Below are 23335 nucleotides of genomic sequence, written 5' to 3' on the forward strand. Positions count from 1 at the left end.
ACGGAGATAGCTTGTGAAAGTCGGGTTTACCTTAGCAATATTTGCTAACATAAACACTTTTTACTTATAGTCTATTACCTAAAACTTAAAACCTTACTTAGTAAATGCTTTAAAAATATCGTTACCTAAAACAAAAACCATTAAGGTGGCTAAAAGTACAAAACCTACAATTTGAGCCTTTTCCATAAACTTATCACTTAGTGGTTTTCCCTTAATCATCTCAATTAATAAAAATACTGCATGGCCACCATCTAAAGCTGGGATAGGTAATAAATTCATTAAAGCTAATGCCATAGATAGTAAACCAGTAATACTCCAAAATTTAACCCAGTCCCATGTACCACCATATAATTTTCGGGCAATCTCTACAGGGCCAGAGAAAGCTTTGTTGGCTTTAACCTCGCCTTTTACTACTTTACCTAAACCTTTAGCGTTATCAACTAAAGAACCCCATGCTTTTGAAGCACCTGCAGGCAAAGCCTCTATAAAAGTAAAATTCTGAGTTTCTGTTTTAATATCATCTAAATTAAAAGCAAAACCTATAGTGCCTTCATTAGAAACTTTTAAAGGTAAAATCACTTTTTCCGTTGCTCTTAAAACACAAATCTCTACTTGTTTATTTTTGTTGTCAGCTAAAATAGTTCTTAGCTGGTCGCTGTAAACAGCTTCTTTTCCGTTAACTTCTAAAATTTGGTCATTTGCTTTTATGCCTGCTTTTTCTGCTATTCCGTTTGGTGTAACTTCGCCTACTTTAGAAATGATACGTGGCGATACAAATTCATCTATACCATAATCAGAAACTACGTTTAAAATATCAGCAGGTACTTGAATTTGCTTTTCTTGACCATCACGTAAAATAGTTAAACTAGAGTTACCTAAAAGCACATCCGAACTTCTTAAATCGTCAAAACGAACCAGCTCTTTACCATTTATTTCTTTTACCTTATCTCCGGGTTGTAAACCTATTTCTTTACCCACAATACCTGGCGAAATACCATGCTGTAATTGGTTGTTTGGGATAAATGTTTCGCCATATTTAAAGGTTAACATCCAAAAGATAAAAATACCTAAAATGACATTTACAGTTACTCCACCTAACATTACAATTAAGCGTTGCCAAGCTGGTTTAGACCTAAATTCCCAAGGTTGCATTGGCGCTTCCATTGCTTCAGTGTCCATAGATTCGTCTATCATACCAGCAATTTTAACGTAACCGCCTAAAGGCAACCAACCAATACCGTATTCGCAATCTTTATATTTTATACTAAATAATTTGAAACCCCATGCATCAAAAAATAAATAAAACTTCTCTACTTTAATTCCAAAATATCTTGCGGTTAAAAAGTGACCCAATTCATGCAACACAATTAAAATAGATAAGCCCAAAATTAGTTGGGCAATCATTACTACTACATCCATTTCCTATTTTTTATAATTTGATTTTTCTATTAAATATTTGTTACTAAATGTTTCGCAAAAATGCGAGTTTGTTTGTCTGTTTCAAAATAATCTTCTAAGCTGGGTTCCTGCACAAAATCGAGTTTTGCCATACAAGTTTCTATTACCTCACTCATTTGTAAAAAACCCATTTCTTCATTCAAAAAAGCAGCTACTACCACTTCATTTGCAGCATTTAATATACAGGGCATGTTGCCTGCTTGGTTTAACGCCTCAAAAGCCAAAGCCAAATTCCTAAATGTTTTGATATCTGCAGGTTCAAAAGTTAAGGTTGGGTACTCTAAAAAGTTGAAACGTTTAAAATTGTTTTGAACTCTTTTTGGGTAAGCCATTGCATACTGTATAGGCAATTTCATATCTGGTACACCCATTTGTGCTTTCATAGAACCGTCTTGAAACTGAACGATGGAATGAATAATAGATTGTGGGTGTACAATTACATCTATTTGTTCAACTGCTAAATCAAACAACCACTTAGCTTCTATCACCTCTAAACCTTTGTTCATTAATGTAGCCGAGTCGATAGTGATTTTTGCACCCATTACCCAATTTGGGTGCTTGAGTGCCTGATTTTTAGTAACATTAGCCAAAAACTCAAAATCTTTGCCTCTAAATGGCCCACCAGATGCAGTTAAGTATATTTTTTCAATGTCACTCTCCTCTCCTACCAAACACTGAAAAATTGCTGAATGCTCAGAATCTACCGGTAAAATTTTAACATGATATTTTTTAGCCAAGCTATTGATTAACTCGCCAGCAACCACCAAAGTTTCTTTATTAGCTAAAGCGATATCCTTACCGGCTTTAATTGCTGCAATTGTAGGTTTTAAACCAGCAGACCCAACCAAAGCTGTAAGTACCATGTTCAGTTGTGGCATTACTACCACTTCGCACAAAGCTTCTTGTCCAGCTTTCACATCAATATCTAAATTTTTTAAGGCTTCTTTTAATTCCTGATATTTAGCTTCATCGCCAATTACTACTGCTTTTGGCTTAAAAGTTAATGCTTGCGCTATTAATAACTCAACATTACTTTGTGCAGTTAAAACTTGTACACAAAACAAATCCGGATTAGCTGCTATAACTGCTAAAGCCTGTGTTCCGATACTGCCAGTTGAGCCTAAAATGGCTATATTTTTTATGGATTGATGCAATTTTTGATTAGTTGGTTAGTTTGTTAGGTGGTTAGTTTCTTAGGCTAAACTTTCTACTTTCTACTTTCTACTCTCTACTTTTTATTTCTCTATAATGTATTGTTCTAATTTATCGGCTAAAATACGATCATTGGCTAAACGTGGCACTTTATTTTGTCCACCTAATTTACCCTCAGTTCGCATTAAATTGATAAACGAAGCTGCTTTTAATGATCTAATAATTAAAGGTTGTAAAACCTTTCCGCTAATTAAATCTTTGTAATATATGTTTTTTTGCTGCAAAGCTTCGTCAACTTTAACCGCAAATTCTTTTAAATTTTTTGGAGGATTTACAAACTCTATAAACCACTCGTGGTAAGGCATTTCTCCTTTTTGGGGATTTACCTGAGGTGCAACTGTAAATTCTGTAATTTCTACATTTTCTTGCTTTGCAACGGTTAATAAAGCGTGTTCTACTTCTTCGCCAATGACATGCTCTCCAAAAGCCGAAATATAATGCTTTATTCTGCCAGTTACCAAAAGTTTATACGGATTTTTAGATACAAACTTTATGGTATCGCCTAAAGAATAAGCCCAAAGCCCTGCATTGGTGCTCATCACAATGGCGTAATTTTTACCTAATTCTATCTCTCCTAAATTTAAACGACTAGGTTTCTCGTTAAAAAACTCATCCGTTGGAATAAATTCGTAAAATATACCCGCATCTGCTAAAAGCAATAAAGATTTTTCTTTTTGACTATCCTGAAAAGCGATAAAACCTTCTGAAGCTGGGTATGTTTCAATACTATCAATCTTAAAACCTAAGCTTTCTTCTAATTTGGCTCTATAAGGTTCATAATTAACACCTCCGTAAACAAACAGCTTAAAATTTGGAAAAATATCCTTAATCTTTTGCTTTCCTGTTTTTGCTAATAACCTATCAAAATACATTTGGCACCAAGGCGGAATACCTGATATCAAACGCATATCTTCATTTAAGGTTTCTTCAACAATTGCATCCACTTTTGTTTCCCAATCATCAATACAATTAACATCGTAACTTGGTAAACGGTTTTTTTGAAGATATTTTGGAACATGGTTAGCCACAATGCCAGATAAGCGACCGAAAGAAATTCCAGCTTTTTTATCCATTACGGGACTGCCTTGTAAAAATATCAGTTTTCCATCCAAAAAATCAGTTTTTCCGGTTTCGTAAATGTAACATAACAAAGCATTACGGGCAGCTTTGATATGCTCTGGCATAGATTCTTTAGAAATTGGAATATATTTTACACCCGATGTAGTGCCAGATGTTTTAGCAAAATAAAGTGGTTTACCTGGCCATAAAATATCTGCTTCGCCTTTTACAACTTTCTCCACATAGGGCTTAATATCCTCATAATCATTTATAGGTACGTGTTGTATAAAATCTTGATGGCTTTTTATTTTGCTGAATTGGTGATCTTTACCAAATTGAGTATTGGCGGCAGTATTTATTAAATTTTGAAGTACTTTTTCTTGTGCGGCAACAGCATTGTATTTCCATTTGTTCATTTTACTTATAGTAAATGCAGCAAATGGCTTACTTATTAATGCTTTTATTCCCATATTTTCTTTTTATAATTTTTACTTATATAATATTATGCAATATATCAGGTTCTTGCTCACTACCATATTCATCGGTCATTTTACGGTATGCAATAGTAAGTGCCACACTTGATAATGGAATAATAATAAAAGAACTTAAAATATTTACAAACGTTGCAATTACTGTAAAATTAAAATAGTTTAATAACAAGTATAATACTTGAAAAAAACCTAATACAAATAATAACAACAAAATTTTAAAAAAATTACCTTTTGTAATGGCCAAACTTAATTTTAAAGAAGTAAAAGGACTGGCATTTTTATCGATAATAAAGAAAGGGAAAAATGAAATACGCAACCATGTAATTAAAATAGCAATTAAACCAACAGAGATGGCAAGATTAACCAGCAATTGAAAATTTATACCTGTATAAATAAAAGGAAATACAAGCATTGCTATAACAACGTAAACCGTTAAAATACTAAGCGAAAAATAAAAACTGGCTAACAAAAAATTAATGATTTGCTTTTTTGTAGGTAAAGTTTCTGACAAGGTTAATTCTCCTGTCTCATTATCTAACAAGTGAAAAATGAATTTACACAAAGAAAGATTACACACTAAATAACTGCTAATGAATATGACGAATAATATCATATTTAACACTTTATTAATGTCTTTTAAAAATATAGCTAATAGGCTTGAAATACTTAAGGTAGCAAACATTAAAAAACACATTAAAGCGATAGAAAAATAGTTGTTTTTTGTAATTTCCCAAGCTTTAGAAATTACTTCGTTAACAGAAAATGTGCTGTCTTTTAAAAAATCTATCATTTATTAAAAATAATCTTCTTTATATAATCCTGCATAAATCCGAAGCCATAAGCTGTAAGCTGAATTAAGGAAGTAAAGATGCTCAAAAATGCAACTTTTATCGATTTATTTTCATTCCAAGCGTCAAAAAATATCAACACAAAATAAATAATGATTAACAAATTACAAATTACGGCAATTTGCCAGCTAAAAACGTTGGCTATCAATGAAAAAAGCAAACCCAAGGTAAAGATTGCTGGAAAAAAATGAACCAATTTTAAAGTGGATGGAAAAAATTTTGTGATATTAATTCTGGCCCGTCCAAAAAAATGTAACTGTTTCCAGAATGCTGTAAAGCTGGTGCGTCTTTTATGAAAAACTTTTGCATTAGGAATTAGGCCAATCACAAAACCTGCTTCATGTATTCTGATTGAATATTCGATATCCTCGCCCAAACGGGTAATGATAAAACCACCAACTTTTTCCCAAACTTTACGTGATAAACCCATATTAAAACTACGTGGATGAAATTGGCCTCCTGCATTTTTTGATTTCCCTCTAATGCCTCCGGTTGTAAAAACAGACGTCATTGAATAGCTGATGGCTTTTTGCAAAGGTGTAAAAGAAGGATGAGCATCATCTGGCCCACCAAATGCATCTAAATTTTGGTTGTAAAGATGGTTTTTTACATTTTCTAAATAATTTGCGGGGATTAAACAGTCAGAATCAAAAATGACAAAGTAATCTCCTTTGGCTCTTTCGAAACCATAATTGCGGGCAAATCCTTGTCCTTCATTTGGTTTTACAAAGTATTTAATATCTAATTTATCGTTAAATGAAGCTACAATATTTTTAGCATCTAGAGTTGATCCGTCTTCTATTACCAAAACCTCAAACGCCATGTAAGTTTGATTAACCAAGGTTTGTAGCAATTCTTTTATTTCTTGTGGGCGATTGTAAAGTGGAATGATGATGGAGAAGAACATGAACCAATTAATGAGAGGGTAACTAATGAGTGAATGATAGAATTTTGAATGATTGAGTAAATGATTGAGCGAATAAAACCTATTTAATTGGATAATCTAGGGACATCCTTAAGCATCTAAAACTAAAAGTTAACCAAATTAACAAGACTAACTAACTAACTAACTAACTAAACCACTTCTTTCTCTATTTGGTAATTATTCCTGTTACTAGAATTTCTGGAAACTAACTCGGCAACAAAACCTGTTAAAAACAATTGTGAACCTAAAATAACGGCCACCAAAGCAATGTAAAACAAAGGTTGTTCTGTTACTTCTCTTTCAATTTTAATATGTTTTGCTATATGGTATAGCTTTTCGCCAATAATCCACAAGGCCATAATAGTTCCTATTAAAAAACTAAGCACACCCATAGCTCCAAAAAAGTGCATAGGTCTTTTACCAAATTTACCTACAAAAAATATAGAAAGTAAATCTAAAAAGCCGTTGATAAACCTACTGAAACCAAATTTTGTAGTGCCGTATTTTCTGGCTCTATGTTCAACAACTTGTTCTTCAATTTTTTTAAAACCTGCCCATTTGGCTAAAACAGGAATATAACGGTGCATTTCGCCGTAAACCTCAATATTTTTTACTACTTCACTACGGTAAGCTTTTAAACCACAGTTAAAATCGTGAAGGTTGTTTATGCCCGACATTTTACGGGTGGCTGCATTAAAAAATTTAGTGGGGATGGTTTTAGTTAGCGGGTCGTAACGTTTCTTTTTCCAGCCTGATATTAAGTCGAGTTTTTCTTCTTTTATTCTTCTGTAAAGTTCTGGTATTTCATCTGGAGAATCTTGTAAATCTGCATCCATAGTAATCACCACATCGCCTTTTACGACTTCAAAGCCTACATTTAAAGCAGCTGATTTACCATAATTTCTTCTAAATTTTATGCCTTTAACAGCGGCATCAACTTGGTTCAATTCTTCAATTTTATCCCAAGTACCATCGTTACTGCCATCGTCAATGATGATCACTTCGTAAGAAAAACCATGCTTTTGCATTACATCTTTAATCCACGATGTTAATTCTGGTAAAGATTCCACTTCATTATATGCAGGTACAACTACAGAAATATCCATTTTTTTTAATTTAGCTAATAGCTTAAGGCTAAAAGCATAAAGCATTTATTTTAAATACAAAAAAACGCTCGGTGGTAAGCCACAAGCGTTTTTTTTAGACAAAAATTTGTCAAATATAATTTAATTTTTATTCCTAATCTGCTTCTTCAACTGGCGCAAACATTGGAGCTTCTTTTTTAAATATAGCTGCAAAAATTAATGATAATACAAAGCCTACCATAATAGCAATCACTAAATTCTTTAAAAAATCTACTGGAGTTGGCATATACTGTGCTTTCAAACTTTCGGCAGCACTTTCTACAGCCTTATCTAACGCATCTCCAGTCATTCCCATAGATTCGAAAGTTGAAGTCATTCCATCAACAACATAGCCTTTTATTTTTTCGTAAGCACCAGGTTCTACAAAACGGTAAAAAACAAAGTTGAAAACGCTACTGGCTAAATTTGCAATCAAAGACATGATAAAAATTCCTTTTAATGCTATTTTAAAAGACCAAAAGCCTCCAATTTTTTTTCTTAAATCTAAAACGAAAAAGATGTAAACTATTACTGAAACTACTGTAATTACAATCCCATACCAAGTTGCACCTAATAATTGAGGGGCTGCATAATAGGTTAATAATTGTATAGCAATCATTAATATTGCTATAATTACACCATTGTTAATTGCATTTTTGTTTAAATCTGTTATCATATTTTTAAGGTTTAAGGTTTAAAGTTTAATATTAATGATAAAATAGCGGCATCAAAAGGTGCATCTTCACTTAAGTTTTTAAATTCTTTAATCTCTTCGTCAGTTGGGCTAGTGTTGTAAAAATAAGCCATTACTGGATAAAAAATATCCTTAATTTCCGATTCGTCAGATAAATTTTTAGAAACTTTTGCAATTTCTTTCATATCGCTTTCCATTAAAATTTGGTTGGCAATAATATCTTCGTAAATGCGGTGTTCGTCTTGAAACTCGTCTTCTTCTACCAATAAAAATTCTTTTAAATAATCATCTAAAGAAGGTTCAATTTCTTCGTCTTCACATTCGTTTAGGTAAAGCAGTAGGTTTAAAAGTTCTGTTCCTCTGTTTAAAGTTTCTTCTTCTATTTGCTCCCACTCTGGAGATTCTAAATAATCTTCGTCTAATTTCTTTGCATCTTCGGCAAAAAAGTTAATCAACAACAAATCAAAAGTTACTTCTCTTATGGCATCTAACTGGGCAGAATCGTCAAAAACTTTATCCATTGCATTAAGTTTGCTCATAAAATCTTGGTCGCCAGCAAAAATTGTTGTTAGTGCTGCTAATTCCTTTTGACCAGGAACATTTTCTAGTGCCGTAAATGTGTTGAACAAATTTTCGAGGGCATTTTTTACTTTGCTATCCATAATATTATTAGCGTTTTAATTGTTAGATAAATATACTTGCTGATTATTACAAGTTAACCAAACTTTTCCTTTTAATTTTTGATTTAAAAAAGGACTGTTTGCAGATTTTGAATAATTATTTTGAGTTTCATAAAGCCATTCGCTGCTATCAAACAACACGCAGTTAGCAGTTTCTCCTTCTTTAATTTCAGGAATTTGTAATCCTAAAATTTTACGAGGTGCTAAAGATAGCTTTCCTACAATTTGTTGTGCTGTTAAACCGGCTTTAAACAATAAAGGTAAGGTGGTTTGTAAACCTATCATTCCGTATTTAGCAATCTCAAACTCTACTTGCTTAAATTCTATTTCTTGTGGTTGGTGTTGCGATACTACTGCATCAATTACGTTGTCTTTAATTCCATTAATTAATGCATCCACATCAATATTGGTTCTTAGCGGTGGTTTAACTTTATAATTACTATCAAAACCGGCCACAGCTTCATCAGTTAAAACCAAATGATGTGCAGCTACATCGCAAGTTACCTTCACTCCCCTTTTTTTCGCATCGGCAATTAACTCCACAGCATGTGCGGTAGATATGGTTGAAAAATGCACCTTCGCATCTGTATAAGCAGCCAAATACAAATCTCTAATAATCATTAACTCTTCTGCTAAATTAGGGTTGCCTTTCATGCCTAAAAGTGTACTCATTGCACCTTCATTCATTTTAGCTTTTCCGGCAATAGAAAAATCTTCTGCATAAGATAAAACCAAGGCATCAAAGCCTTTGGCATAAAGTAAAGCTCTTTCCATTAAGCCAGCATCTTGTACCGCTTTGTCCCCATCTGTAAAAGCAATTGCTCCAGATTGGTGCATATCATACATTTCTGCTAAATCTTTACCTTCTCTTTTTTGCGAAATAGTGCCATAAGGGTAAATATCAACCAAATTACCTTTGGCTTTATTTACCAAAAATTCTATCTGCGATTTTGAATCAGTAACCGGATTGTTATGCGGCATAACCGCTAAACCAGTAAAACCGCCAGCCATTGCGGCTTTACTTCCTGTTTTAAAATCTTCTTTAGTTTCTAAACCCGGTTCGCCAAGGCTAACATTCATATCAAAAAAACCGGGAGCTAAAAATTTACCATAGCCATCAATAATATCGGCATTGGTTGTTAAATTTTCTCCTATTTTAACAATAATTCCATTTTCTATTAATACATCACATTTTTGGTTATGATGTTTAGAATTTGGATCAACTATGGTACAAGATTTTATGATAATACTATTAAGCATGATGATGTGCTAATATTTAATGGTTTTTGATTTAACATATTGGTTTTTAAAAAACCTGATGAGCAGAACTTCTGCTGCCAAAAATACTAAGGTCAAAATTAGGCAAAGTTTCCATAAGGACCAGCCTAAATTAACTTCTTTTATTTGTTGTGTTGTAATTTTTTCTTTCGATTCAATTATCTGATTTCCTGATAGTTGAAAAATGTTTTCTAAATCTGTAAGGTTATAAAAATTAAGATCAGATTCTTTTCTATCTTCGTTTAAAGCAAAAACATGTTGTAAACTATCTTTTAAAAACACATTATAAAAGCCTGGTTTGTTTAACTGGTCTGCAAAATAAATACTACTTACAGCTGCGCTTTGTTGATAAGAGGGGATAATATCAAAACCGTTTCCTTTTACATGCAACACTTCTTTATCAGATAGTATTACATTTTTTAAATTTACATTTTGCAAGCCTCCAATGGTGTAAAACAGCGTATTAAAATTGCTAGCCAACAATGCGGTTTTAAACAGAATAGGTAAAAAAAGTGCATGTTGTACAAAGTTTGAAGCCTCGGTTTCTAAAGGCAAAAAAGATATATAAACTTTACCATTACCAATTTGATAATTATTAAATAAACCTTGATTACCGCCAAACATTAAAACCTGTTTGGTAGTTTTACTAAAGTTTGAGCTTTTAAAATAACTTTTTGCAATAGGCAAATCTATATTTTTTGGACTGCCCTCAAAAACATCAGTAAAAATGGGATGTTGCAAATTTAGTTTGCTCACATTTAATATTTCTTTTTGCAAGGCCAAAGGCACATCTGTACCTAAATTTTGTAGAAATTTTTTATAGCTTTCTAAATCAGCGTTGAGCGGTATAAAAACACTTAAACTACCCCCTTTTTGTACATATTGTTTAAGCTGTTGGGCTAAACCGCCTGGTATTTCTTTTAAATTTTCTAAAATTAAAGCTTGCTTTGTAGCTAAAGCGCCATAGTTTATTTGTGATTGATTGACTGCAGAAAAATCAAAAAAGGCATCTGTTTGATATGCAAATTCTATATTTTTTAATGGCTCATCTTGGTAAATTGCTAAAACAGAAAGCTGCTTTTGTAATTCAAAAACAAAGTTCAGCTCGTCATCAAATGTAATTGGATAATCTTTAATACTTAATACTGCTTGTTGCCATGTTCCGCTTAAATCAGAAAAACGCAAAGTATCTAAACTGTAAGAATTAGGTTTTATACTTACACTTGCTATGGCTTTTTGTACTTTATTAATATTCAGTTTTAGAGGGATATTTTCTACCGCTTTTGCCGAGTGATTGCTCAGCTTTACCACCAAACTTTCGCTTTGTTTAGCTTTATGAATTGGGCTTAAAAAGTAAACAGAATCTACCGAAATATTGGGCAAATTATTAGCTAACAAAGGCACCAGGTTTAATTGTAAAGTGCTGTCTTTTGTTATTGGTGTTTTAAAATTTTGCTGTTGCTGAAAATCAGAAATTAAATAAGCTTGGCGGTTACTATTTTGTTGTTTTAACAAAACTGCTTCTTGCTGGTTTATTATAGCTTGAAAATCTCTAACGTAAGGCGCAATTTTAACATCGTTTAAAGCGTCTAACAATTCTTCTTTGGTAAGCAATCTTTGTGCTTTTCCGTCGAAATTATTGGTGAGTAATTGAAACCTATCATTTAACTGGTAAGCGGCTACCAAATCTTTTATTTTACGTTTTCCTTCATCCAACAGCGTTCCGTTTTTATTTACTGCTTCCATAGAGTAAGAATTATCTAAATAAAAACTAACAACAGATTTTTGATAAGCATTTACTGCTGATTCTTTTTGGAAATAAGGTTGCGCAAAAGCAAGCACTAAAAAAATGATGGCTAAAATTCTACAAGCTAAAATTAAAAGCTCTTTTAGCTTTTGACTGCTTGATGTTTGTATTTGAACCTCTTTTAAAAAGTTAACATTGCTGAAATAAACCTTTTTAAATTTTCTGAAATTGAATAAGTGAATAATTACCGGTATGGCAACTAAAGATAAAGCATACAGAAACTCAGGAAAGAGAAACCTCATTGTTTTCAAATATATATATTTTTGACATGATGGATGATACGCTTGTTGTTTTTTTGATTTTTGTTGGGATGGTTTTTTAAAAAAATGCAGTAGAAAAAAATATAACCACAAAGTTTACAAAGGAAAACACAAAGCGCACAAAGAAAAACAGACTGAAATCTTTATTAATTTGTGGAGGCTATTTAACACCTAAGGATTTTTTATTTAACCGCGGAGGGCACAGAGATCACAGAGTTGGATGGTTATAAATTGGTGTTAATCTTGGAAGTCTGCGGGAGCTATAACCACAAAGTTCTCAAAGAAAAATACAAAGCGCACAAAGAAAAACAGACTGAAATCTTTATTAATTTGTGGAGGCTATTTAACACCTAAGGATTTTTTATTTAACCGCGGAGGGCACAGAGATCACAGAGTTGAATGGTGAGGAATTTGCGTAAATCAGCGAAATCTGCGGGAGAAAAACAACTTAAACACTTAGAGTACTAAAAGTTTTTTCTTAACCACGGAGGGCGCAGAGATCACAGAGTTGGATGGTTATAAATTGGTGTTAATCTTGGAAGTCTGCGGGAGAAAAAAAACTTAGCCACAAAAACAGCAAAGAAATAAACAAAATAAATCTGTGGGAGAAAAAAAAATCGAATTATTGCTAGTGAAACAAAATAAATGAATATTTAAAATTGATTAAAAATTTAAACTAAATTCATGTTCAAAGCGTATTTTCGCAAATATTAAAAATCTATATGGATAACGGGTTTATTGACCACCTACTCACAGAATTCGATTTGCCCTTAAAGAATCCCATATTGGTATTCTCTACCATTCTTTTTATCATTTTACTTTCGCCTATTTTATTAAGAAAAATTAAAATACCAGGTATAATTGGTCTTATCGTATCAGGCATGGTGATTGGCCCGCATGGATTTAATGTTTTAGAAAAAACATCAGCTATCGAGCTTTTTTCTACCATTGGCCTTTTGTACATTATGTTTATTGCTGGGCTAGAGCTTGACATGAGCGATTTCAAGAAAAATAGGGATAAAAGTTTAATATTTGGCTTACTCACCTTCTCTATACCTATTGCTGTTGGTTTACCTATTTGTTATTATGTTTTGGGCTACCAACTCAATACCAGTATATTAACCGCTAGCATGTTTGCTACGCATACTTTAATAGCCTACCCAATCATCAGTAAATTTGGTATATCAAAAAATGAAGCCGTAGCAGTAGTTGTTGGTGGTACAATTTTAACAGATACAGCTGTATTAATTATTTTAGCTGTGATAATGGGTGCCGAGCAAGGTAGCCTAAACACTCAGTTTTGGATAAAATTAGTATCGTCATTAGCCATTTTTATGGCCATTATGTTTTTAATTATTCCTAGAGTTGCAAAATGGTTTTTTTCAAGATTAGAAAGTGAGAAAACATCGCATTATATTTTTGTACTGTCTGTTGTGTTTTTTGCGGCATTTTTAGCAGAAGTTGCAGGCGTTGAACCCATAATTGGAGCGTTTATGGCTGGCTTAGCTTTAAACAAACTCATCCCACATTCATCGGCATTAATGAATAGAGTAGAATTTGTTGGAAACGCCATATTTATACCCTTCTTTTTAATTAGTGTAGGTATGCTGGTAGATTTAAGCGTTATCTTTAAAGGTGCTAATACACTAATAGTAGCAGCTGTATTAACAATTGTTGCACTTTTTGGTAAATGGCTTGCGGCATTAGTGGCGCAACTAATTTTCAAATATTCTAGCGCACAAAGGCAAATTATTTTTGGATTAAGTAGTGCCCATGCTGCCGCAACTTTAGCTATTATTTTAGTAGGTTATAAAGAAGGTATTTTAGATGAATATATTTTAAACGGAACAATTATTTTAATTTTAATTACCTGTTTAATTGCTTCTTTTACTACAGAAAATTCGGCTAAAAAAATTGTGCTTTTAGAGCATGATGAAAACATAGATAGCATACAGCAAATAGATAAAAACAGAGATGAAAGTGTTTTAGTACCTCTTTCTAATTTCGATAATTTAGAACTTATTATTGATTTAATATCAGTATTTAGACAAAAAAAATCTAATCATCCTATTAGTTTACTTTCTGTTGTAGAAAATAATGATGCGGCAGAAATTAACCTTAAAAAAGCTAAGAAAAAACTTTCCGAAGCGATAAAGTATGCGGCTGCAAGCGAAATAGAATTAGATATTGCTACCACTATTGACAATAATGTTGTAGGTGGAATTACCAGAATGTCGAGAGAAAAGTCAGCAAATTTAGTGCTATCTGGTTGGCCTCAAAAAGTATCTTTTTTGAATAAATTTTTAGGTGAAGGGCACACCCAAGGCATTATAGACTCTTTAAATAAAGATGTATTTGCATGCCAAATTAACCATGCTTTGGTATTACAAAAACGTATAGTGGTAATTTGCTTACCACTATCAGAATTTGAGCATGGCTTTAATGTTTGGTTTAGTAAAGTAACACAGTTTGCTAAGGAGCTAAGTATTCCGGTGCTTTTTATCTGCAATGAAAGAACACAAGAAAATATTCAAAGTTTTTTAAAGCAAAACAAACAAAATTTATTAGCAAAGTTTAATAATCAAGTAAATTGGGATGCTATTTTACCACTTCAAATTGAAATTAAAAATACTGATTTAATTTTTATGATTAGTGCCAGAAAAGGTGCTATTTCACATGCTAGCGACTTAGATGGAATTGAAAACAGGTTAGATAAGTACTATCCAGATAACAATAAACTTTTGGTTTATCCGCAAACAGAAAAAAATAATAACCTTTATAACGAGTACAATGATATGCGTGGCGAATCTTTATCTAAAGGTTTAGAAACCATTATGAAAGTTAGGAAAGGTATTTTCAGAATTTTTAGAAGAAATTGATTTCTTTTGAATGTTGACACAATTTTATATTCCTCTCTTCTGTGGTTGCCCTCAAACAAATAAACCTTAAATATATTTTGCAAACCTCTAAATCTTGGAATAGTTTCCACAAAAAAATTAGCGGATTATCAAAGTAAATCTTCTTAAATTTTACCCAAGTATATCTAAAAACTTACCAAACAACAGCAATAAACAACTTACATATTTGTTAGATTTGTATTTGTTGCGAATTAAATTTTTAGAACGATATGATGCAGATAGAAGACTTTAATAACCCACAAGTACAAAAACTTCCTAACCATCTGAAGCAATATATTGTGGCTCAAAACTATGAGCATTACACCCCAATAGACCAAGCAGTTTGGCGTTACGTTATGCGTCAAAATTATAGCTATTTAAAAGATGTAGCTTATTATCCTTACATAAAGGGTTTAAAAAGAGCAGGCCTTAGTATTGAATACATACCAGATTTGCAAACCATGAATAACCATTTGGCAGAAATTGGTTGGGGTGCAGTTACGGTTGATGGTTTTATTCCACCAGTAGCTTTTATGGAGTTTCAGGCTTACCAAGTGCTAGTAATAGCTGCTGATATTAGACAAATTGAGCATATTGCCTATACACCCGCACCAGATATTATACATGAATCTGCAGGGCATGCGCCCATTATTGCCGATGAAGCTTATAATAAATACTTAAGTTATTTTGGAAGTATTGGAGCAAAAGCCATGTTTTCTTCTAAAGATTATGATTTATACGAAGCCATTAGAAAACTCTCTATTTTAAAAGAAGAGAAAAACGCTCATCCGGCTGATATTAAAAAGGCAGAAAAAATGGTATTGTTTTGCCAAGAAAACTTAGGAGATCCATCTGAAATGGCTTTGTTGAGTAGGTTACATTGGTACACGGTAGAGTATGGTTTAATTGGCACATTAGAAAACCCAAAAATTTATGGCGCTGGTTTATTATCTTCCATCGGTGAAAGCGTAACGTGTATGCAAAGTGATGTTAAAAAATTACCTTACAGTTTAGATACCATCAATTATAGTTATGATATTACCCAAGCACAGCCTCAGCTTTTTGTGACACCAAATTTTGAGAAATTGATTGAAGTTTTAGAAGCTTTTGCCGATACCATGTCTTTTAGAAAAGGAGGTGCAGAAAGTGTTTTAAAAGCAATTGAATCTAAAAAACCTTGTACCGCAGTTTACTCATCTGGTTTGCAAGTAACTGGTGTTTTTACTGATATTGGAATGAGCAAAACAGACGAAGTACAGTTTATAAAAACCACTGGTCCATCGGCTTTAAGCCATAACCATAAAGAAATTAAAAACCACGGTAAAGATTACCATAAAGATGGCTTTAGCTCGCCAGTAGGTAAATTACTAAATGAAACTAAAAATATTGAAGATTTTAATGATGAGGATTTAGCAGCTCATCAAATGAATATTGATGCTATTTGTACTCTAAATTTTGAAAGTGGAATTATTGTAAGCGGAGTTATTAAAGGCATTTTAAAAGTTGATGATAAAATTTTACTGATCAGTTTTACAGATTGTACCGTTACGGCTGGCAAGCAAACACTTTTTAAACCAGAATGGGGAGTTTATGATATGGCCGTTGGGGCAAAAATAACATCGGTTTTTTGTGGTGCTGCGGATAAAGAAGCTTACGTTGAATTGGCTCATATTTCTACCGAAAAAACCACTGCCCCCGTTTATGATGATAAAACGCAAAAGTTGCATCAGCTTTATCAAAAAACTAGAGACATTAGAACCAACGAAAATGAAATAGAACTTTGTGCAGAAATATTTGAAATGTTAAGAACCAAACATAGAGAAGATTGGCTTTGTGCGCTTGAATTATTAGAGATTTTACAACCAATAAAAGCACAAAATTTATTAGCAAAAGAAATAAAAATTTACCTTAGCATGAAAGCGCTAAACGAACCAGATTTAACTAAGCTAATTAATGATGGGGTTAAGCTTATTTACAATCCTATTAGTCAATAATTTACAATAAAAAAAAAAACAATGCAAAGCACTTCTTTAGACGATCAAACCATTGCACAAAAAATAATTATCACCGGCGCAAGCAGCGGTATTGGTTTTGAAGCAGCTATAGAATTAGCAACAAAAGGACACCAAGTTTTAGCAATTGCAAGAACAAAAGAAAAACTTCAAAATTTAAAAAGAATAACTGAAAGCATTAACCCAGATGCAGTAATATTGCCTGTGGTTTTTGATATTCTAAATGATGATGAAACCGCATTAATAGATTTTGTAACGCAACAATGGGGTAGTTTTAATATTTTAATTAACAATGCTGGCACTTTAATAAACAAACCGTTTAAAGCGTTAACAGAGTTTGATATGGCAGATATGTATCAGAGCAATTTTTTAAGCCATTTTAGAATGATTAAAGCATTACAACCTTTAATGGAAAAAAAGTCGCATATTTTAAACATTGGTTCTATGGGTGGCTTTCAGGGAAGTTCAAAATTTCCGGGTTTAGCGGCTTACTCGGCGAGCAAAGCGGCATTGCATAATTTAACAGAATGTTTAGCACAAGAATTGCTTGAAGAAAAGATAAGCGTTAATTGTTTGGCATTGGGTTCAGCACAAACTGAAATGCTAGAAAAAGCTTTCCCTGGCTATCAATCGCCAGTTATGGCATTTGAAATGGGTAAATATATTGCTGATTTTGCTTTAACTGGGCACCACTTATTTAACGGTAAAATATTGCCAGTTGCCGTTACAACACCTTAAAATTATGAAAAAGTTTGCACCCTATATTTTAATTGCTTTTGTTTTTATTGCTTGTAACAGCGATACTAAAAACACAGAAACCGAAGAAGAAATTGTTGAAACAGAAACTTACCAGCAACCTAAAGAAATTGCTGATATACCCTGGGCAGCCGTATTAGATTCTACCTCGCAAATTATTACCATGACAGCTACCGAAGGAATAAATGCCAAAGATTTAAACCTTGATAACGTTACAGAGTCTATTAACAGAAAATACCCCGAGATATTAATTAGCAATATTTTGCAAAAGAGCGACACCGTATTTGTTAAAATTAACGATGCCACTTATTTAACACAAGGTTCTGGCAGTATGGGTGCCGAAATTTTTTTAGCTGAAAGCACTTATTCTTTCACTCAAATTCCAGGAATTAATTTTGTGAATTTCGACTTTAAAATTGGAGACCATGCATCGCCAGGGACATTTAAACGCACAGATTTTGAATTTAAGAAATAAATTGTTAGCATGTTAAATCAAGAAATAGCTGTTTTAGATTATCTTTTTGAACAAACTATAGATTTAATTTGCCTATGCAAACCCGATTTAACAATTGTAAAAATTAACAAAAATTTTGCTCCCGTTTTAAATTTTGAAAAAGAAGATTTAATAGGTAAAAATATTAGCGAGCTATTACCTCCTACAGAAGAATGTAGTTTAAATAAATTTTTATCATCAAAAACTAAGTTAATTTCCGGAAATCAAGAGTTTGTTTGCAATTTAAAAAATAAAGATGGCAGTTTAACTCCAATTTTATGGCATATTTCTGAAATTGAGGATTTGATATTGTTGAAAGGTACAAAGTTGTTGAGCAATATCAACCATCCAATATTTTCAGATGATAACCTAAAAATAGTTACTGATAATATTTCTGATTGTTTTTTTGTACTAGATCAAAGTTTTCAGGTTTTACACAGTAACAAAGCTGCAATTGCTAAGTTTAGCCACCCGCTTCTTAAAAACAATGTTAATAGTTTTTTTGGTTGCTTCCCCGAGGACACCAATAATAAATTTTCGGCACATTTTCAATCCGTTTTACAAACCAAACAACCCATTAAATTTGTTGAATTTTCTACGCTCTTAAACTCTTGGTTTTCTATTGGTGTAATGGCATTTAACAACGATTTAAGTGTTATAGCAAGTGATATTTCGGATAGAATTATTGAATATAAAACCAACGAATTAGAACTAAAAACTTTTGAAATGAACATTGAAAAGAAATGTTCTACGGAGGAAATTTTGTTTTTTTTACTCACCGGTTTTGAAAACCTATACCCGCATTTACATACTTCAATATTAAAAATTGAAGATGCTAAAGTTTGGCATTTTTGTAGTCCTAATTTACCGAAACAATTTTGTGAAGATATAAATGGCGTGGATATTGGCCCAAACGAAGCTTCTTGCGGCGCTGCAGCATTTATAAAAAAAACAGTAATTACAGAAAACTTAATTACAGACCCTAATTGGGAAAGGTACAATAAGTTACTGATTGCTGAAAACTATAAATCTTGTTGGTCTTTCCCAATTATTAGCAACAAAAGTTATAATGTTATGGCTACGTTTGCTGCATACGCCAAAGAGAACCGTAAACCAACAGAAGCCGAAATAAAAAGTATTGCAAGAATTTGCAATATTGTGAAAATTATTTTTGAAGATTTAAATTATGATAATCAATTACAGCTTGTAAACAATAGGTACAAAACTGCCACTACGGTAACTAACGATGCCATTTATGACTGGGATTTAAAATTAAAGAAAGTTTATTGGAGTGAAAATACGAATAACATTTTCGGCTATAATGCCGCAGAGGTTGATGGGTTAAAAAACTGGTGGAAAAACAGCATTCACCCTGATGATCTTGAGCAAACCATTCAAAGATTAAAAGGATGTTTTACTGAGAAAAAAACTGGCTGGGCTGCAGAATACAGAATGAGGTGTAAAGATGGCACCTATAAATATGTGTATGATAGAGCCTACATTATTTTTAACGACAAAAATGACCCTATTACGGTTATTGGTGCTATACAAGATATCAGTATTTTAAAAGAAAGAGAAATAGAAATTATTAAACAAAACAATAAACTTAAAGAGATTGCCCAAATTAGCTCTCACGATTTACGAAGACCTGTTACCAGTATTTTAGGTTTAATTAGTTTATTTAATACAAATAATTTAGCCGATGTAAATAATAATCTCGTGATTGATTATTTGCAAAAAGCAACAAAAGAGTTAGATGATGTAATACATACTATAGTTGCCAAAACATTAGAAGCGGATTATACCATTTATGATAAGCATGTTAAATTGAGAAATTAATTGTTGAAATAGTAGTGAGTGGTGAGTAGTGGGTATTGGGTAGTGGGTAGTGGGTAGTGAGTAGTGGGTATTGGGTATTGGGTATTGGGTAGTGGGTAGTGAGTAGTGGGTAGTGAGTAGTGGGTATTGGGTATTGGGTATTGGGTATTGGGTATTGGGTACTGGGTACTGGGTATTGGGTATTGAGCAGTAAATAAAATTTATGGTGGACAGAGTGGTTTGACACAATTTATTTTACACACCCAGATTTTTTTTGAATGGGTCTTAGAGCTTGTTTAAAATTTATCTAATAATTTGTTTATGCTTCTTTTCGGCTACAAATTCGTTAAATTTTTTCGATACATTAATTTTTTAAAAGGAACTCAAGAGTGCTAAAGCAGTTTTCGAGATAGTAGCTTTGCTATCTCTACAAAATTTGCCTCTTTTCGTTCAAAAATAAGCTATAAACATTTTCACAATATAATTCTAAACAGGCTCTTAGTTTATTAATAATTTCTAAAATTATTATCAATACCGTTTTAGGATATTGAATTAAACTCTAAATTAAAATAAATTGTTCCAAACTATTTTAGCTTGGAACAATTATAAAATTACTTTTTACCCAGCATCACAAACTCATTTACTATAATTTCTGTATAAAATCTTTTAACACCGTCTTTATCGGTATAGTTTTTTGTTACTAATTTACCTTCAACGGCAATCTCGCTGCCTTTATCTAAATATTTTAAAGCAATATCTGCTTGTTTATCCCAAAGTACTAAATTGTGCCATTGTGTTTCTTCTACCTTTTCCCCTTTTTCGTTTTTGTAGCTATCATTTGTAGCTAAACTTAATTTTGCTAATTTTTTAGTTTTTGAAAGTTCTTTTACTTCTGGTGCATTACCTAAAAAGCCAATTAAACGTACACTGTTTCTTAAATTACTCATGATTTTAAATATTAAATTGTAAATACTTGTTAACGAACAGCTAACCACCATGGCTAACCGACAATACAAAGGTGCAGTTATTGGAAAAAACTAGTCGGATGTTAAACAATTATATCCGTATATAAACGGATAAATACGATTAGATGATTTATATTTATTGAATATTTAACCTTCTTTTAATCAATACTATGGAAAAACAATGTTTAGACTGTGGCGCAACGGTAAAAGGCCGATCAGACAAAAAGTTTTGCGATGACCAATGCCGAAGCAATTATAATAATAGAATTAAAGCTGATGGCAATGTTGAGGTTAAAAAAATCAACAATATTTTACTTAAAAACAGGAAGATATTAGCGCAATTAAACATAGAAGGCAAAACTAAACTCCCAAAAAGTAAGCTTGAAAAAGCAAGCTTTAACTTTAACTATTTTACTCATACTTATGAAACCAGTAAAGGCAGTTGCTATAAATTTTGTTACGATCAAGGATATTTAACGTTAGAAAACGATTGGTTCTTGCTGGTTAAAAAGCAAGAGAGTTGAAATATTAAACAGGTAAGCGGCATTTTAAATACACACCGTGTTTAAGCAAAGAAATTTTATAATCAAGAAATTTCCACACAGATGAATAGAGCAGACCTCTCCAATATATTGGCGATGTTAGGCATGCCCATTAACCATTCTTATCTCTAATATTGATTATTATCCGATACTACCGCCGCACAAAATTTGCATTCCCTTTATGGTGTGATTGCCGCTAATTTTACCATTTTCTGTACCTTCCACTTTCAAAACTAGCAGGTAGTGCTTGGCGCCTTCTGGAACAGCAAAGTTAAAAGCGATTGTTTGGACAGCGCCTTTCATGAAAATTGGATCGGCAATACAACCTTCATCCTGAACCTGTAAATGCTCAAAATCTGGAAATATAGCCAACATACTCAAGCGATAGCTATCCGTGAATTTCCTTTTAAAATCTGGATGTTGGTTGGGTTTAATTTGTATCCTAAGTTCTGATAGATCTATTACATCACAGTCAAAATTAAAGTAGGTGCGGAAACGATTAAGTTGATATAAATCCCAAACATCCATCCTTAAAAAACTGCTGGTATGAAATGCGGATGCTGTTTTGGCCTGCTGCTTAAACTCTTTAACCAATTTCTGCCAAATCAAACCACCCATAAAATTATATCTGAAAGGGTCTAAGCAACTTTTGATTAAGCGGGCAGCTTTGTTAGCCGCTGCTAGGTCTTCTGTACTTTTTTGCAGGCTGCTATTTAAATTAGTAGGGCTTTTACTCCCCCTTTTAGCTCTCCAATGGGTTCCGTAAGTACGACTATTCACTTGTACAGCATCATCGCTGAGAATTGTTTTTTTTCTTTTTGCCATCTTCAGAAATATTTATTAACTTGCTGTAAATCATACCTAAAGATAAATAAATCTCCATTATTTTTAAACACAAACACACCTTATAGGGAGCATATAGCGTCTTTATAGGGACATTATAGCGTTAATTCTTCTTCTTTCATTCTATTATGGTTCGATTATCATTCAGTAATGGTAGCCAAAAATGGGTGTTTTTGCGAAGAAGCCACGGAGAAGGTATGGAGCAGCTCACTATATGGTTAAGTTTTAAAAGCTTCAACCCTATTGTTAGCTAACCTAGTTTAGCCTGCTCTAAAAGGCGTTCCAATAGCTCTACTTTATCTTCATATAGCTCCACAATTTTTTGTAGGGGATGAAATTGAAGTCCCGAATAATCAAAATTACGATTGTTGCCCGAAAGGATATGTTGTTGCAGTAGCTGTTCATCAAATTGATGGATGGCATTTACCGAAAGGCCCAGTGCTGCAGCTATTTTGCGCAGGGTTTCGGCTTCTATTTCTTCACTTTGCTCTAAACGGGAAACCTGTTGTTGAGAAATTTGTAAGCTGATGGCTAAGGCTTCTTGTTTGATGCCGAAAATTTCTCGAATAATTGCATTTTCTGAAGGTTGAGCGCTTATTTTCATGTTTAAGGTGGTTTAGGCATTATTAAAATCATTCCTTTTATTTGGTAAACCTTAAACAGATGGATATGAATACGCCAGAAAAACAGATACACCAAGGACGCAATGTTAAGCGTTTCCGCGAAATGCTTGGACTGAAGCAAGAAGCACTTGCTTATGAACTGGGTGACGACTGGAGCCAGAAAAGGGTTTCTTTAATGGAGGCTAATGAAACTATTGACCATGATATTTTAGCACAGGTGGCCCAGATATTGAAAGTACCGGTAGAGGTCATCAAGAATTTTGATGAGGAGAAAGCGGTGAATATCATTTCAAATACTTTTTCTGATGAAGCTGTAGCTTATGCGGAAAATTATAAATGCAATATAGACCCAATGGAAAAATGGATGAATGCAATAGAGGAGATTAAAGCGTTGCATGAGGAAAATAAGCAATTGTACGAAAGATTATTAGTGAGTGAGAAAGAAAAAGTGGAACTATTGAAAAGGTAATTCTTTATGGTGGTTAAGAAACCCGTGTATAAACGGATATAATCGGATGTATATGAATATATCCGTTTTTTTGTTTCATTA

General features: G+C 32.8%; 20 protein-coding genes. 7 read left to right on the forward strand and 13 right to left on the reverse strand.

Annotated elements, in window-relative coordinates; translation table 11 throughout:
- Positions 1–93 precede the first annotated feature (93 nt).
- From rseP to ACFSSE_RS09860, 10 genes are all read right to left on the reverse strand, one after another.
- Positions 94–1419 (reverse strand): RIP metalloprotease RseP, encoded by a 1326-nt coding sequence (rseP, locus tag ACFSSE_RS09815; RefSeq protein ID WP_379043861.1) that lies wholly within the window; start codon positions 1417–1419, stop codon positions 94–96.
- A 29-nt stretch (positions 1420–1448) separates the two neighbouring features.
- Positions 1449–2612, reverse strand: a complete 1164-nt coding sequence (locus ACFSSE_RS09820) for a 1-deoxy-D-xylulose-5-phosphate reductoisomerase (RefSeq protein WP_379043864.1) — start codon at positions 2610–2612, stop codon at positions 1449–1451.
- Positions 2613–2693: 81 nt separating this feature from the next.
- Complete coding sequence (locus ACFSSE_RS09825; RefSeq protein ID WP_379043867.1) at positions 2694–4199, reverse strand: GH3 auxin-responsive promoter family protein; 1506 nt, start codon at positions 4197–4199, stop codon at positions 2694–2696.
- Between the two features lie 22 nt (positions 4200–4221).
- Complete coding sequence (locus tag ACFSSE_RS09830; RefSeq protein ID WP_379043870.1) at positions 4222–5010, reverse strand: hypothetical protein; 789 nt, start codon at positions 5008–5010, stop codon at positions 4222–4224.
- Positions 5007–5975, reverse strand: a complete 969-nt coding sequence (locus ACFSSE_RS09835) for a glycosyltransferase (protein ID WP_379043873.1) — start codon at positions 5973–5975, stop codon at positions 5007–5009. The genes ACFSSE_RS09830 and ACFSSE_RS09835 overlap by 4 nt, the downstream gene beginning before the upstream one ends.
- A gap of 167 nt (positions 5976–6142) precedes the next feature.
- Complete coding sequence (locus ACFSSE_RS09840) at positions 6143–7099, reverse strand: glycosyltransferase family 2 protein (RefSeq protein ID WP_379043876.1); 957 nt, start codon at positions 7097–7099, stop codon at positions 6143–6145.
- A gap of 133 nt (positions 7100–7232) precedes the next feature.
- Positions 7233–7793: a DUF4199 domain-containing protein gene (locus ACFSSE_RS09845; RefSeq protein WP_379043879.1), complete on the reverse strand. Its 561-nt coding sequence runs from the start codon at positions 7791–7793 to the stop codon at positions 7233–7235.
- Between the two features lie 11 nt (positions 7794–7804).
- A complete protein-coding gene (locus ACFSSE_RS09850; protein WP_379043882.1) occupies positions 7805–8473 on the reverse strand; it encodes a hypothetical protein in 669 nt (222 codons plus the stop codon).
- Positions 8474–8488: 15 nt separating this feature from the next.
- Positions 8489–9751: a dihydroorotase gene (locus ACFSSE_RS09855; protein WP_379043885.1), complete on the reverse strand. Its 1263-nt coding sequence runs from the start codon at positions 9749–9751 to the stop codon at positions 8489–8491.
- A gap of 9 nt (positions 9752–9760) precedes the next feature.
- Positions 9761–11818, reverse strand: coding sequence for a BatA domain-containing protein (locus ACFSSE_RS09860; protein ID WP_379043888.1), 2058 nt, complete (start codon positions 11816–11818; stop codon positions 9761–9763).
- A gap of 740 nt (positions 11819–12558) precedes the next feature.
- Here ACFSSE_RS09860 and ACFSSE_RS09865 point away from each other — a divergent pair.
- From ACFSSE_RS09865 to ACFSSE_RS09885, 5 genes are all read left to right on the forward strand, one after another.
- Positions 12559–14715, forward strand: a complete 2157-nt coding sequence (locus ACFSSE_RS09865) for a cation:proton antiporter (RefSeq protein ID WP_379043891.1) — start codon at positions 12559–12561, stop codon at positions 14713–14715.
- A gap of 248 nt (positions 14716–14963) precedes the next feature.
- A complete protein-coding gene (locus ACFSSE_RS09870; RefSeq protein WP_379043894.1) occupies positions 14964–16727 on the forward strand; it encodes an aromatic amino acid hydroxylase in 1764 nt (587 codons plus the stop codon).
- 21 nt (positions 16728–16748) lie between these two features.
- Positions 16749–17483, forward strand: coding sequence for an SDR family NAD(P)-dependent oxidoreductase (locus tag ACFSSE_RS09875; protein ID WP_379043897.1), 735 nt, complete (start codon positions 16749–16751; stop codon positions 17481–17483).
- Between the two features lie 4 nt (positions 17484–17487).
- Entirely contained in the window at positions 17488–17976 is a 489-nt protein-coding gene (locus ACFSSE_RS09880) for a hypothetical protein (RefSeq protein ID WP_379043900.1), read from the forward strand.
- Positions 17977–17985: 9 nt separating this feature from the next.
- Complete coding sequence (locus ACFSSE_RS09885; protein WP_379043903.1) at positions 17986–19833, forward strand: PAS domain-containing protein; 1848 nt, start codon at positions 17986–17988, stop codon at positions 19831–19833.
- A 590-nt stretch (positions 19834–20423) separates the two neighbouring features.
- Here the strand turns inward: ACFSSE_RS09885 and ACFSSE_RS09890 are convergent.
- Entirely contained in the window at positions 20424–20759 is a 336-nt protein-coding gene (locus ACFSSE_RS09890) for a single-stranded DNA-binding protein (protein ID WP_379043906.1), read from the reverse strand.
- Between the two features lie 188 nt (positions 20760–20947).
- Here ACFSSE_RS09890 and ACFSSE_RS09895 point away from each other — a divergent pair, with 188 nt between their 5' ends.
- The gene (locus ACFSSE_RS09895; RefSeq protein WP_379043909.1) at positions 20948–21301 is read left to right on the forward strand and encodes a hypothetical protein; all 354 of its coding nucleotides are present in this window, start codon (positions 20948–20950) and stop codon (positions 21299–21301) included.
- A 159-nt stretch (positions 21302–21460) separates the two neighbouring features.
- Here ACFSSE_RS09895 and ACFSSE_RS09900 read toward each other — a convergent pair whose 3' ends face one another.
- Both ACFSSE_RS09900 and ACFSSE_RS09905 read right to left on the reverse strand, forming a co-directional pair.
- On the reverse strand, positions 21461–22144 hold the full coding sequence (locus tag ACFSSE_RS09900) for a hypothetical protein (RefSeq protein ID WP_379043912.1): 684 nt from the start codon (positions 22142–22144) through the stop codon (positions 21461–21463).
- A gap of 268 nt (positions 22145–22412) precedes the next feature.
- Positions 22413–22766, reverse strand: a complete 354-nt coding sequence (locus ACFSSE_RS09905; RefSeq protein WP_379043914.1) for a helix-turn-helix transcriptional regulator — start codon at positions 22764–22766, stop codon at positions 22413–22415.
- Between the two features lie 65 nt (positions 22767–22831).
- Between ACFSSE_RS09905 and ACFSSE_RS09910 the strand changes: the two genes are divergently transcribed.
- Positions 22832–23254, forward strand: coding sequence for a helix-turn-helix transcriptional regulator (locus tag ACFSSE_RS09910; RefSeq protein WP_379043917.1), 423 nt, complete (start codon positions 22832–22834; stop codon positions 23252–23254).
- Positions 23255–23335 lie beyond the last annotated feature (81 nt).

Origin of the sequence: Pedobacter alpinus (assembly GCF_042684645.1) — a bacterium.
GTDB classification, from domain to species: Bacteria; Bacteroidota; Bacteroidia; order Sphingobacteriales; family Sphingobacteriaceae; genus Pseudopedobacter; species Pseudopedobacter alpinus.

Excerpts from the sequence above, each read along its gene's own strand:
- rseP (WP_379043861.1), bottom strand. The coding sequence starts at position 1,419 with ATGGATGTAGTAGTAATGATTGCCCAACTAATTTTGGGCTTATCTATT.
- ACFSSE_RS09825 (WP_379043867.1), bottom strand. The coding sequence starts at position 4,199 with ATGGGAATAAAAGCATTAATAAGTAAGCCATTTGCTGCATTTACTATA.
- ACFSSE_RS09830 (WP_379043870.1), bottom strand. The coding sequence starts at position 5,010 with ATGATAGATTTTTTAAAAGACAGCACATTTTCTGTTAACGAAGTAATT.
- ACFSSE_RS09835 (WP_379043873.1), bottom strand. The coding sequence starts at position 5,975 with ATGTTCTTCTCCATCATCATTCCACTTTACAATCGCCCACAAGAAATA.
- ACFSSE_RS09840 (WP_379043876.1), bottom strand. The coding sequence starts at position 7,099 with ATGGATATTTCTGTAGTTGTACCTGCATATAATGAAGTGGAATCTTTA.
- ACFSSE_RS09845 (WP_379043879.1), bottom strand. The coding sequence starts at position 7,793 with ATGATAACAGATTTAAACAAAAATGCAATTAACAATGGTGTAATTATA.
- ACFSSE_RS09850 (WP_379043882.1), bottom strand. The coding sequence starts at position 8,473 with ATGGATAGCAAAGTAAAAAATGCCCTCGAAAATTTGTTCAACACATTT.
- ACFSSE_RS09855 (WP_379043885.1), bottom strand. The coding sequence starts at position 9,751 with ATGCTTAATAGTATTATCATAAAATCTTGTACCATAGTTGATCCAAAT.
- ACFSSE_RS09860 (WP_379043888.1), bottom strand. The coding sequence starts at position 11,818 with ATGAGGTTTCTCTTTCCTGAGTTTCTGTATGCTTTATCTTTAGTTGCC.
- ACFSSE_RS09865 (WP_379043891.1), top strand. The coding sequence starts at position 12,559 with ATGGATAACGGGTTTATTGACCACCTACTCACAGAATTCGATTTGCCC.
- ACFSSE_RS09870 (WP_379043894.1), top strand. The coding sequence starts at position 14,964 with ATGATGCAGATAGAAGACTTTAATAACCCACAAGTACAAAAACTTCCT.
- ACFSSE_RS09875 (WP_379043897.1), top strand. The coding sequence starts at position 16,749 with ATGCAAAGCACTTCTTTAGACGATCAAACCATTGCACAAAAAATAATT.
- ACFSSE_RS09880 (WP_379043900.1), top strand. The coding sequence starts at position 17,488 with ATGAAAAAGTTTGCACCCTATATTTTAATTGCTTTTGTTTTTATTGCT.
- ACFSSE_RS09885 (WP_379043903.1), top strand. The coding sequence starts at position 17,986 with ATGTTAAATCAAGAAATAGCTGTTTTAGATTATCTTTTTGAACAAACT.
- ACFSSE_RS09890 (WP_379043906.1), bottom strand. The coding sequence starts at position 20,759 with ATGAGTAATTTAAGAAACAGTGTACGTTTAATTGGCTTTTTAGGTAAT.
- ACFSSE_RS09895 (WP_379043909.1), top strand. The coding sequence starts at position 20,948 with ATGGAAAAACAATGTTTAGACTGTGGCGCAACGGTAAAAGGCCGATCA.
- ACFSSE_RS09900 (WP_379043912.1), bottom strand. The coding sequence starts at position 22,144 with ATGGCAAAAAGAAAAAAAACAATTCTCAGCGATGATGCTGTACAAGTG.
- ACFSSE_RS09905 (WP_379043914.1), bottom strand. The coding sequence starts at position 22,766 with ATGAAAATAAGCGCTCAACCTTCAGAAAATGCAATTATTCGAGAAATT.
- ACFSSE_RS09910 (WP_379043917.1), top strand. The coding sequence starts at position 22,832 with ATGAATACGCCAGAAAAACAGATACACCAAGGACGCAATGTTAAGCGT.